The 12147-nt window shown below is 39.8% G+C and carries 11 protein-coding genes; all 11 read left to right on the top strand.

What is annotated here, in order from left to right:
- Window positions 1-42 precede the first annotated feature (42 nt).
- A complete protein-coding gene (locus AB4124_RS03740) occupies window positions 43-1593 on the top strand; it encodes a contractile injection system protein, VgrG/Pvc8 family (RefSeq protein ID WP_441971210.1) in 1551 nt (516 codons plus the stop codon).
- A gap of 21 nt (window positions 1594-1614) precedes the next feature.
- Window positions 1615-2751 carry a pentapeptide repeat-containing protein gene (locus AB4124_RS03735; RefSeq protein WP_441971208.1) on the top strand — a complete coding sequence of 379 codons (1137 nt, stop codon included), beginning with the start codon at window positions 1615-1617 and terminating at the stop codon, window positions 2749-2751.
- 5 nt (window positions 2752-2756) lie between these two features.
- Window positions 2757-3275, top strand: coding sequence for a hypothetical protein (locus AB4124_RS03730; RefSeq protein ID WP_076324579.1), 519 nt, complete (start codon window positions 2757-2759; stop codon window positions 3273-3275).
- A 7-nt stretch (window positions 3276-3282) separates the two neighbouring features.
- Window positions 3283-4005, top strand: coding sequence for a DUF4280 domain-containing protein (locus AB4124_RS03725; protein WP_076324578.1), 723 nt, complete (start codon window positions 3283-3285; stop codon window positions 4003-4005).
- Window positions 4006-4031: 26 nt separating this feature from the next.
- Window positions 4032-6899: a hypothetical protein gene (locus AB4124_RS03720; protein WP_441971205.1), complete on the top strand. Its 2868-nt coding sequence runs from the start codon at window positions 4032-4034 to the stop codon at window positions 6897-6899.
- Between the two features lie 14 nt (window positions 6900-6913).
- A complete protein-coding gene (locus tag AB4124_RS03715) occupies window positions 6914-7390 on the top strand; it encodes a hypothetical protein (protein ID WP_441971203.1) in 477 nt (158 codons plus the stop codon).
- Window positions 7391-7406: 16 nt separating this feature from the next.
- The gene (locus AB4124_RS03710) at window positions 7407-7607 is read left to right on the top strand and encodes a hypothetical protein (RefSeq protein ID WP_441971201.1); all 201 of its coding nucleotides are present in this window, start codon (window positions 7407-7409) and stop codon (window positions 7605-7607) included.
- 14 nt (window positions 7608-7621) lie between these two features.
- Window positions 7622-7840: a hypothetical protein gene (locus AB4124_RS03705; protein WP_441971199.1), complete on the top strand. Its 219-nt coding sequence runs from the start codon at window positions 7622-7624 to the stop codon at window positions 7838-7840.
- A gap of 760 nt (window positions 7841-8600) precedes the next feature.
- Window positions 8601-9209, top strand: a complete 609-nt coding sequence (locus AB4124_RS03700; protein ID WP_441971198.1) for a hypothetical protein — start codon at window positions 8601-8603, stop codon at window positions 9207-9209.
- Window positions 9210-10117: 908 nt separating this feature from the next.
- Window positions 10118-10798: an Imm3 family immunity protein gene (locus AB4124_RS03695; protein ID WP_441971196.1), complete on the top strand. Its 681-nt coding sequence runs from the start codon at window positions 10118-10120 to the stop codon at window positions 10796-10798.
- A gap of 101 nt (window positions 10799-10899) precedes the next feature.
- Complete coding sequence (locus AB4124_RS03690; protein WP_441971194.1) at window positions 10900-12111, top strand: hypothetical protein; 1212 nt, start codon at window positions 10900-10902, stop codon at window positions 12109-12111.
- The last annotated feature ends 36 nt before the right edge of the window (window positions 12112-12147 follow it).

Raw genomic sequence — 12147 nt, 5'->3', positions numbered from 1 at the left:
CTACAGATAGAGGAAAAGAAGTAAGCAAAGGAGATGAAGTATATGTCAAGCTTGATCGTTGCGTATGATACCTTGAAAATTGCTCCGTTTGAGATGAAGCTGCATGACGTGAAGCTGGTGAAGAAGATCAATGACCATGCGAGACTAACCTTCAGCGGTATTATTCCTGAAGAGATGGAAGAGCAATATATGAGAATGGCCAACGAGCACACCCCCGTAGAACTGCTCTACTACGATCAAAAGGGGGCAAAAAAGACGCTGTTTCACGGTATGCTGCTCAAGTTGCACATTAAGGTAGATCGGGAAGTCTATTGGCTGGAGGCTGAGGCTGCGTCTCATACATATGCTATGGATATCAAGCTGGAGTACCGTGCTTTTCAGGACAAGTCGCAGCAGATTGAACAAGTGATGAAGCATATCGCCGCGCCTTATTCGAGAGCTTATATCGGTAATACGTTTTCCGAACAGCGAACTCTGAATGGATTCACATTGCAATATCAGGAGACAGACTGGCAGTTCCTAAAGCGTCTGGCATCTCGGTATCATGCTCCTCTTGTTCCCATCGCTTCGCGCGACAGCATTTGTTTCTATCTTGGCATCCCCGACCATAGCGACCGAGGACAAATTGAGGCAACCCATTATCGGGTGTATAAAGATTTACTTGCTTTTAAGAATACGGGAGACCCAAAAGAGTCCGGCCTTAGCGAGCAGGATTTCATCTGCTATGAGATTGTATTGAATCAGGAATTGGAATTGGGAGATAGAGTCACGTTCAAAAATCAGCAACTCCACGTGTTTGAAGTACTCACTGAAATGTCTCGTGGAGTTCTTACGCATACATATACGCTTTGCTTACCGAGAGCTGGATATCAAAGAAGAGTCAATAATACCAAAATTATCGGTGCCTCGATTCAAGGCAAAGTAGCCGTCGTGGTTCGCGATGAGGTCAAGGTGAAGCTGGAATACGATCAGGATTGGAACCAGCAAACTGCGTATTTGTTTCCTTATTCGACCATGTATGCCTCGGAGGATCAGACAGGGTGGTACGTCATGCCGGAGAAGGGCGATGATGTGCGTATTTATTTTCCAAGTGCAAATGAGGCAGAAGGCATCGCGCTCAGCAGTGTACGGAAGAAGCTTCCTCAGGATTCCGGAACAGGAGGAGGCGGACAGCAGCAGAGCGGAAGTCAGAATACTGGCGGCAGCCATACCACAACGACAGTGGTCAAGCAGGAAATGCTGCAGCCTGTTATTCACTATGATGCGGATATAAAAGAAGACTTGATGAGTAACCCGGATAGGAAGTTCTTCCTGACTAAGACAGGCCAGAAAATCATGTTCGAGGAAGACAAGATTACGATCGTCGGGGCGCAGAACGGCGCATCGATAACGTTGACCAACGAAGGCACCATTATTTTAAACAGTAACAGTAAGATAAAGCTTCAGACTGGAAAGCAGATTGAAATGGTGTCTGATTCGATCCTGCTCCTTGGGAATCAAATCGATATGTCTACAAAGGAAGGCAAGGCTGGTATAACGATTGACCAAGGTCAGGTTAAGTTAAAAGGCGTTGAAATTCTAATGGATGAATAGTTTCTATTACGGGAGGTCGTAATGAATCGGATTGAAGCATGGGAGCAATTCACACAGGAAGCTTTGAAGTTTAGAACGGAACAGATTAGAGCTTTGCATGATTTTTTTGGCCGTGAGAAGGATCGAATTGCCGCTGACCTCGTTCCGGTCATGGATGAATTCTTTCAGTATGCTATTCAATTGCAAAACCTCGATCTTATGAAAAAATGCTGCGTTATTAAAATATCATTGCTGCGTACTCGACTTTTTGAGGGACATGCGGAGTATATGCTGGAAGTTTTCGATCATGAAACTTTAGGTAGTACAAAGATCTCACCTTATAGATATGAGGCAAAGTGGATTCATGATTATTTTAAGGCTTGGAGTCAAGCTTGTGAAAACAATCGGAAGGAATATATGGGGATTATTCAGCCGCAATCATTGGACTACTGGAGAAGGGAACAAGTGGATTCTTTTCACGTGTATATGGTTCATGCCGTCCGGCATGCTGTCGATCGCTTAATGATCCTACCCTCTTACCAGGAGCTTGCTAAAGACACGCAATTCGAAATTTGCGTAGGCGAGTACGGAGATATGGAAATAAGCGAATCTGTATACTGCTGCAACAGCCGACAAAAATCATCGACCGCCTGTAAACAGTGGTTATATAAAAAGCTGGATCATGAATACGTCTATGAGCATATCGCGGATGTGGATATTTCTAATGGCAATTATGAGGGGATTCAACTCAACTTCACGAGACTTGAGAAGGTCAAACTTTTAGGTAGTCATCTACAGGGCAGTTATTTATTAAGCAGCAAATTTGAAGCTTGTGACTGTTCCGAAGTTGACTTTTACGGCAGCGTTATGTTTGATGCTTCCTTCCGTGAATGCAGCCTGGAGCGGGCTTGTTTTGACGAAATTACTGGCGGTCGGGACGTTATGAACGAAAACTATGGACTCATGTTTGGTATTCATGGCGTCCAGTTCCAAGGCGCTAATTTGAGAGCAGCGAGTTTTCAACATGCAGCCATAGCCGGTGATTTTAGAGGGGCGTTGCTGGAAGGGATCGATTTTACCGGAGCAGATTTAACGGGAAGCACGATGTTAAGACGTGATCAATCTCTAGTCTCATTATCTGAGAGCCAGCGGCAATCTATCGTTTGGGTAGAGGAGTGAGCAGATTGGAATATTTTATCCTGGAGCAGGATCGTAGGCTAGGAAGCCTTGACGGTTTGATCACTTGTTCAGAGCAAATGAAGAAGGGCTATGATTTTGCCGAGGACGAGGAGTTTGTATATATCGATTCGCCAAAGGCATTGGAATATGGGTGTATCTTGGAGAAGCCTGTTTTACTTGTGTCTGAGGACGTGTATCAAATTCTCAATCGGTACGGGCACGGATTAGCTCATAAGAAGGTCATCGTGATCGATATGGCGCGTAATGGCCAGGTGCATTATTATCTGCCCAATTTCGCGGAAGTACCTTGTACTGATCAGGAATACGCCAAGAAGAACGCTGAGGTTATAGAAAAACTAGATCTTTTTATGGTAGATGAAAAGCTTATTGAGGGTTTAAGCATGTTCAAGCTGAATGTTTACCGCAAATCCTACTTGGTTGTGCGACTTGATGTGGCGGAAGGGATGCTGCGGACTAGCCTGTATGGATTAAATGTAAGACGAATTCTTATTAATGGCAGGTGAATGAGAAGTGGATAAACTTTATACGAGCTTTCTAAAACAAAGCACCATAAGTGAAATAATGAATGCTCCATGGAGGGCGGAAAGCAAGCGGGAAACCTATGTTGCACGGGGAGCCTACATGTATTGTACGATGGGAACCCATGAAGAAGTATTGAATCAGCTTGAACCAAATGGCGTGTATATTAACGACAATAAGATGATGACCGTGAAGGACTGTGTGCCATCAAGTTCGGAAGAAAAAACCTTCATGGGATTTCCTATTGAGGAACTTAAGGGTGAAATGAATGGAAACTTTTATTCTTTTGGCTTTTGCCGGAGCGCGCTAAATCCTATGAAAATTGCCCATGTGGCGACAGGAGATTCGGGACCAAGTTATATATACAATTATGATCCCGATACCAAAGTGCTGCCATACGGCGAAGAACATAAAATTTTCCCATGTGTTCCTAAATTGATGCCTCACTTACAGCCAACGCCAATGGGATATGCCATGGGCATGAATAATAGCAGCTTAACTTCTATAAGCGGAGTTCCTAATTTTGCAGCAATGATGGCGGGTTTAGCCAAACCATCGGATGGAGTAGAGTGGGATAACGGAAGTTCAAATGTCATGATCGATGGAGTCCCCGCTCTTACCACAAAATCATGCTTAACTTGCAAGTATGGGGGAAAGATTCAGCTCTTAACTAACGGAATGGAACCAACGCCTCCCGAATTTCTAGAAAGATAATGATCTTAAGGAAGGAGGCAGTTAAGATGAAAAGATGGCGTGACATAGACGGTTTTCAAATTGAATTGCCATATGAACTTTCAGCCGTTCGCAGCTTTCGAATTGTCCGCAAGTTTAATGATCATACCCGTTGTTATATTTCAACGACCATGTCGGAGGAACAAGCCGATATATGTTTAAGAAACGGTACATACCGAGATAGCTTGCTTATTCGTAAATCTACCGGGCAGGGGAATGAGTACCTGTTCGCAGGTGGAATCTCCAATATCGATATTCAGATGGAAGATGGCATTCCCCATGTGACTATAGAAGGCCTGTCGCGAACCTATGAAATGGATCGCCAATTGGAGAGTCGTTCCTTTCAGAACAAGCACCTGACTTATACGGATTTGATTCGGCAGATTGCCAATCTGTATCCCGGAGGGGATGCACAAAATGAAGCTACAGCACCCGATGCGACAATTGGTCAGCTCATCGTGCAGTATGAAGAGACGAATTGGCAGTTCTTAAAAAGGCTGGCATCGCGGATCGGTACGGTAATCCTTCCTGATATCGTCATGGATTCACCGCGGGTTTATTTTGGTGTACCTGATTTCTCTTGGGGGAAGGTTATCCGATCCCATTATTATTCGATCATTAAAGATCGGGGGAACTTTCTTGATATACAAGCGAATTCGGATGCGAGCTCAGACTTGGGGGAGTCTGACTTCGTCAGTTACCGGGTGCATACGAATCAGTACTGCCAGGTGGGCGACAACGTTTCTTTTAAGGGACAGATGTGGGTGGTTACGGAATCCGTTATTACCTATGAGTCTGGTTTAATCTATTATGAATATGTACTGATGCAGCGTGCAGCACTTCGGCGTAAGGTAAGAACCAATCGTGCGCTTCAGGGAGTCGCCTTGGAAGGACGCGTTATAAAACGCGGCAACAATATGGTTAAGGTGCATTTGGATATTGATCACGATCATGACGAACGAGGGAATTGGTGGTTTCCGTACTCACCGGAAGGCAATAACATCTTTCACTGTATGCCGGAAAAAGGAGCGCGTATCAAAGTTTATTTTCCTGAGGGAACGGAGAAAAAGGCGATTGCGATCAACTCCGTGCGAGGCAGAAACGATGAGATGAAGTCGCGGACCGTCTTCCAGAAGCCGATGACGAAAGTATTCCATATGCCTGGAGCGGCGAAGATGGAACTTGGTGAAGACGGTGTATTATTCGAGAAGAATACCGTCAGTTTAACGCTGGATGGGAATGATATTTCATTAAGCGCTACGGAATCGATTCTTGTAGTCGCATCTAATGAAATCGAGCTAGGCGGCCAAAATATGCCGGAGCATATCAAGCTCGTGGCTAACGAGACGATTACCTTCTTCACAAACACGGATCACTATATGGAAATCCGGCCGGAGTATGTAGGGATTAAAGGCAAGAAGGTGAATCTCGAAAAGGTCGAGATGGACTTTGTAGATATGCTTACGGACGAAGAGCTTGAGAAGTTGTATGTGGATCATGAATTAGAAGTAGCGAACAAAGAAAGAAAAGAAAATCGAAGATACATTAGCGGATTTTCTGTACCGGCTTATCATTGGACGGAAGAAGTTCGACAAAAAATTACAAACGATGCCGTTGCTCGAGTACAAAATCCGAAAACGAAAGAGAGCGCTAAAGAATCATTAAAATCCCTAGGTGAAGATGAATTACAGAGGCGCTACCAAGAAAAGTTCATTCCACCCCCACCTAAGGCAAAGAGAAAGTCAGATAAGGAAAGAGCCCAAGAACAGCAAGAATATGCGGAGTTCTATCAAAACTATGTAGATATACGAAGTGGCAAGAAGGCGCCACCTAAACAGTCAACCTCCCCATGGAAAGCTGTGAAGGATCATATAGAGAAACAGGCTAATCATAATGAGGCTTTACAGGGGCTTGTGAATGTATCCAAAGCATTATCTGGTTCGATAGAAAAATGGGGGGATCGTTGGGAGGAGCGAAGAGAGGAACATCAATTAAATGAGTTGATTCCGCTGGTACCGGATTATCTTAGCAAAATCCCGGACGAGGATATCTATTTTTCACGTTTCACCTTTGAGGAGCTCGTGGTTAAACAGCAAAAATTGATGACAGAACTCAACTTATTGTTTGGAGCCGTAGCTGTAGTAGGTGCCTTTTTCACCGCAGGTGGTTCGTTATATTTATTAGCTATAGCCAACGGAGTTTGGGGCGTTGCACAGATCGGTGTAAGTACCATGAAGCTGCAGGATTTAAATGATGGGGTAGTATCCGATACAAGATTCTTCGGGATTAATCAGGAAATGCTGGATGTGACCGGGGTAATTCTAGGAGGGGTAGATCTAGCGATACTCGGAAAAACGTTACTTAAAGGGGCCAAACGAGCTTATAATGCTAAGAATATGAATGCGGTACAGGAACTGGTTCAGCAGAAACCTCCTATAAAGGGGGCGGGGGAAGGCGGTTCACTTGTTAGTGTACCTGATGATACTACAAATACTGTAAAGTATTACAGAGTACAAACTAAAGGTAAAGAAGGAAGTTTTGAAAGAATGGTTGTAAATGACGATGGAACTGTTTCAATAGTCACTAAAAAAAGCAATTTAAATGTAAGTGCCGAAACGGCAGAACATGCAGAATATTTCTTGCAAAAAAAGGGGGAAGGGTCTTACATTATTGAGTTTGAAGTTGATAATTGGTTTCATGATATGATAATGGAATATGCAATACGTCAGAAAGATTATAAAACGAACCCATTAAATCAAGGTAGAACAGCACCTAAAATAGTTGATCCTAATCAGCCAGGATTGTCTCTTGAATTGCCACCTATTTGGCTGGAATGGGTTGAGGAAATTGCTAAAAATGCTAAGATACGTGAATAGGAGGTGTTACATTTTTGAAAGTAGAACCAAATTTTCCTGATACAATAGTGGTTTTAGTGAAATATGAAGAAAAATATACTTGGTATGTGAGTGAAAAAGAATTATGGATCATGGATTTGTTAGAATTAGATAATGCCTTCCGAAGGAAATTTAATGAACCTGAAGTAACTGAAACAAATGCAGATTATATAGAACGTGTAGGGTGCGAAATACTATCTGAGAAAAATGTGGAACAGTTTCAAAAAGCTATGAAAGATTATACAGTAAGCTATACAGAATTGATTGATTACTATAATTTATATTCTGAGGTATACTTGAATGGAGTAAATCCCGGAGTTGAAACCTCGTTTTATTTGGACTTTGATAACAAAGTTTTTTATTCTTTTTTTTCAGAACCTGGATCTTATGAGGATTTTATACCAACTGGCTGGAGAGGGATTTTCGAAAAAAATGCTAACAAAATAATTCCGGAGAATGCCAAAAGAAGTTGAAAGGATGATGAGTTTCTTGAAGAATCAAATTGAAATATTTGAGGATGAATTTCTAAACGAAGACTCTGGAAAAGCTGTAAAAGGGGTTACTGTAGTCGTGGATGGGGATTTTAAAAAAACTTTAGATACAATACTTTATATCGACAAATCCTATGACGGATACACAAATCTCATAGCAAATGCTCTAGCTAGGGGAATTAATAAGTCTATAAGATAGGAGATAGTAGTAATATGGACAATTTTATTATTGTTGAGGATGATTTACAAAATGGAGATACTGGAGAATTAATAAAAGGAATAAGAATTATGGTTGAAGGAAAATTCAAGAATCTACTTGATTCGATAATAGAGAATAATTCTTCATTAAATAATTATTCGGAGGCCATTGGCGCTGCAATCACAACTGGAATTACAGAGATTATTTCTGATTTAAAAAAGAAAAGTAATTAGTTCATAGATATTTATTAATTCGTGAATTCTGTTAAGTATTATCTCGTGATCTGTGAATATTTTGTATAAACTTCTTAACAGCTCAATAACAAGTTCGTACAATACAACTAACAAACCATAAAATTATAAAGGCTCATTCTAACTTAAAAACAAGGGTATGAATGAGCTTTTTTGTACGTAGAAATGAGCTAATGAGCTAAGAATATGAATTGAATAGTACGCTTGAATTTTATACTCTAAATAACTCTATTGCGTTGAATTGAACAGGTCGATTGTGGGTCAAATACCACCATGATTGACCTGTTTTTTAATTAGCTTCGTTTTTTTGAATTCAATCGTTACTGTAAATGCGTCGAGGATGATAAATAATTTTGGATGAGGCAGATTTTTATCCTTACATTATGTAATTTCAGTTATTTCTGCAGGGGGGTAAAATGAGATGTCTTGTAAAAGGTGTTCTAATTGATAAAGCACTACACATAACCACCCTAATAATGGTGTGTTAAGTTAAGTTGGCAGGATTTGGAGACAGTAAGAAGTTTTGATATGGCAGAAATAAGTGCTGTATTACCGAATGGAGCAACACTTAGTATGAAACGAGGACCAAACGAACTATGGATACACAATTAATTCTGAATAAAGCAAAACAAAATGTACTTACTAAACGAGAGTACGCAGAATTATTAAGGCAAAGAGATCAAGCGGCGCTAGATATGTCATGGATGAAAGAATCTGCCTGAATTGATGGGAGGAACTTTTAATGTATACAAATAATAATGAGGAAAGAAAATTTCTATATGCTAAACCTTACTTCTCTGGAGTGATTGTAGATACAGACTCAAATGGATTTGACTGGTTTGGGAACGACGAGAGAGGTCAATTAGGAAGAATTTTAAAGGTGAGTAACTTTACTGACCTTATTTGTGAACTGGTTCATTTATTCAAAGAAGGGCTGCCAAATTACTACGAGCTTTCTTCACTTTTTAGTATGGAATATGAAATAGTACAAGGATATTTGATATCTCGTTATGGGATAGAAACTGCTCGAAGAGAGAAAGAAGAGTTTGAAAGAAGGTTTGGTAAAGGTAAAGCAGGTATGGATAATGGTGACAAGATTATTTGTAGAGTCGAAAACGTTGAACGTAAAGATCAAGATATATCTAAAATAGAAATGGATATTGACATTGAATGTTTAAAAATCAATGATCTCTATATATTTGTCAATGAAGTACCAGATCTGAATGAATTGAAAACCATTATAGAGGAAAAATTTGATGATATTAACATTACTGTTGGGAATGAACTAATAGTCAAAGATAAAACTTATAGGATTATTGTTTTAGAAGAAAATAAGAAAACTACTGATTAGTGATTGGACATTTTAAGGTATAGTAGACTGTAAGTCCAGAGTCTTTGTTTAAAGATACACCATAATGCGAGCTAACCGCCCGTATTATGGTTTCTTTTTCATTGTTATAATGCGGCAAATTATAATCATCTGGCGAAAGAGTATGTGCTGCGACTGCTCAAAAAAACGCTCACCACGTAGCAGAGGAAAAATCATGGTTTAGATTGTTAGCCGACCATGAATTGGCAGAAAGTAAAATGATGCAAGAAGGATTGACGTATCGTACATGCATGGCCGCGTAATTCTGGGGCAATAACTAGGGAACTTCCCCCACAGACACTAGGGATGGAGTTCTGGATACACTTGATAATGAAAATAGTGAATTATAGAGTAATAAGTTCTTTACAAACCCAACAACAAGATCATACAATACAACCAATAAATCAACGCTAAATATTTCAAACACTTGGTAAACTTTCAAAAAGCTCTTTCCACTTGAACCATAAGTAGCTGAGCTTATTAAGAGCTTATTTCTACTTAATAGTTAGGTAAGAATGAGCTTTTTTATTATTTCTGGATCCATGTTGTGCAAGTTAAATGATCATATCCTCTGTTAAGTAATTGGAAAATTATTGCGGGTAAATAATCTGGATTTGGTTGTTGAGGATCACACCACGTATCCTCTATTGAAAAGAGTTAAAGGGCGTTTGTTTATTAATAGTAATTTAGATTATCGAACCTGGTATATGACTAAAGAAAATGTAGACCTACTGAAGTATCCTTATCAAGAAGAAGATTTTTTAAAAGATAGCGAGCACGAAAAGTAATTTCTTTTTTTAGTTAACAACAGATCCATCAATCACTAATGATATATCTTGTAGGTTTGTGTAAATGCGTCCTGTACTAAAAATTATTGGAGTGTGAAAAAGTTGGATTGGAGTTACTACGAGCTTATAACCTCAGTGTATGACACTTATTTTGAATACAAGGATGAAAATTTCAGTGATTATGAAGCGTTGGCAAGAACAACTTATGATTTTGAGCTTTCTATGAATGATGGGGAAGCCGAAAAAGCAACTATCTATATTTGTTTAGCTAGAATTGCTTTAACACATTTAAAGATTTCTGTTCGTACTAAGGAAAGAACGAGAGAAGTCTTAACAAATCTAAATATTAATAATATTCGACAGCAATTAAGTACAGAAGAAGTAGAGGATTTATTAGAAAGACGAGACTATATATTACGTCAATTTGAAAATAATGCAATATCGTTAAATCATGATTCTAGAGCACGGTGGTATTATCATGAGATGACAAAGGAAGTAAAAGTTTATTTTGATAAAATTTTTAGTGTAACTCCTTCAGAAGAAGTTGCTCATAAAGTGCTAACACGATTTGAAAGAGATTGCAGGAATACAATTAGTGAGAATATTACAATAAAAGTCACTTTAGCTGAAATATTGATTAACAACGGAATTAATGTGCAAGAAGAAATTAGCAACATATTAGATGAACTAAAGAAGTTCAATATAGAAGATGTTGGGCAAAAGTTAACGGAAGAGGAAAAAGTAGATTTATCACGAAGAATCAGAGGTCTATTAATAAGGTAGAGGATTTTCCCTTGCATGAAGAGTTTTAACAGGTCAATTATGGTCAGGTACCACCATGATTGATCTGTTTTTGTTATGTTCGCTTTCTCACAGGATTCTCAATGTGCTACGCAACTGGCTCGATAGAAAAATGGGGGGATCGTTGGGAGGAGCGAAGAGAGGAACATCAATTAAATGAGTTGATTCCGCTGGTACCGGATTATCTTAGCAAAATCCCGGACGAGGATATCTATTTTTCACGTTTCACCTTTGGAGAGCTCGTGGTTAAACAGCAAAAATTGATGACAGAACTCAACTTATTGTTCGGAGCCGTAGCTGTAGTAGGTGTCTTTTTCACCGCAGGAGGATCCTTATATTTATTAGCTATAGCCAATGGAGTTTGGGGCGTCGCACAGATCGGTGTAAGTACCATGAAGCTCCGGGATTTAAATGATGGGGTAGTATCCGACACAAGCTTTTTAGGGATTAATCAGGAAATGCTGGATGTGACAGGGGTAATGCTAGGAGCGGTGGATCTAGCGATACTCGGGAAAACGTTGCTTAAAGGGGCCAACAAAGCAGCTAACAACAAGTATATGAAAGGGATTGACCAGGTTTCTCCACCTAAGACTCGCTTTAAACGTGGGCAAGATAGAAGACAGAAAGAAATGGCAATGCGAGTTCGGCAAGCCGTTGAAGAGAGCAGAGCTATTAGAAGAGCTTCTAAAGATAAGAGAGATTTATATTTCAAGAAAGAGAAGGAATTATATGAAGCTTCAAAGAAAAAGAAAACAAGCTCAAGTGGATCACTTGGGGGGGCAGGAGAAGTTCCGCATATTAAATCAATTGAACCTAGAGGCGAGCCTATAAAATTTGAACCTATTGTTAAACAGGAAAAACTAGCTCAAAAGACATATGATAGGTTAAGAGGATCAGGGTTGGATATGAATGAACTTGAAGTTTTCTCCAAAAATACTGGTCTTAGTTTGGATGAAGCTATTGAACTAAAGAAGCATCTTTTTTTAACAGAACATGTTAATATGCCGGATACTGTTTCTGGAAAGTATTATTATACAGGTTATTTTCATCCGGATATGCACATTGCTTATGGATGGGAAAAGGCACTCAAAGGGGAATTAGAACCTAGGCAATTAGCAGACCATGAACTAGCGGAAAGTAAGTTGATGCAAGATGGAATACCATATCGTAAAATTGAATCATGGAATCCAAAAGAGGGATTAACTGGAAGGCCCCCTAATCAAGGGGCTCATGATCTGGCTCCTCCTCCACCTAAAGATTTCCCAGAGTTTTCACCTGACGAGACTTTATTATAGAATAATATGCTGTGTTTATTAAAGGAGGATGTCTAC

The sequence above is a fragment of the Paenibacillus sp. 2KB_20 genome (assembly GCF_052115765.1).
Taxonomy (GTDB): Bacteria; Bacillota; Bacilli; order Paenibacillales; family Paenibacillaceae; genus Paenibacillus_AQ.
This window is presented reverse-complemented; position numbering and strand designations above follow the sequence as displayed.